1 protein-coding gene is annotated in these 277 nt (G+C 61.7%); it reads left to right on the forward strand.

Annotated elements, in window-relative coordinates; genetic code table 11:
• Positions 1-33: 33 nt before the first annotated feature.
• A partial coding sequence (locus SB751_RS30015) for a MarR family winged helix-turn-helix transcriptional regulator (protein ID WP_410749022.1) occupies positions 34-277 on the forward strand: 244 nt, incomplete at its 3' end.

The following is a 277-nucleotide window of genomic DNA, read 5'->3' on the forward strand; positions in this document are numbered from 1 at the left end:
GTGCATACGCACTTTGAGTGAGGGAAGCGCGCAATGGAAGGGCCATTCGACGACGACTGCTTTGCGATCCGTCAGGCCGCACGCCACGTATCGCAGCTTTACGACCGCCATCTGGCGAATGTCGGACTCACTATCACGCAGTTTTCGCTGCTGGGGCGCCTGAAGCGCGCCGGTCCGATGACGATGAAGCAATTGGCCGACACCATGCGCATGCAGCGCACCACGCTCGTTCGCACGATTCAACCGCTGCGGCGCAACGGCCTGATAGCGAGCGAGG

The sequence above is a fragment of the Cupriavidus sp. SIMBA_020 genome (assembly GCF_046535395.1).
Lineage (GTDB): Bacteria > Pseudomonadota > Gammaproteobacteria > Burkholderiales > Burkholderiaceae > Cupriavidus > Cupriavidus campinensis.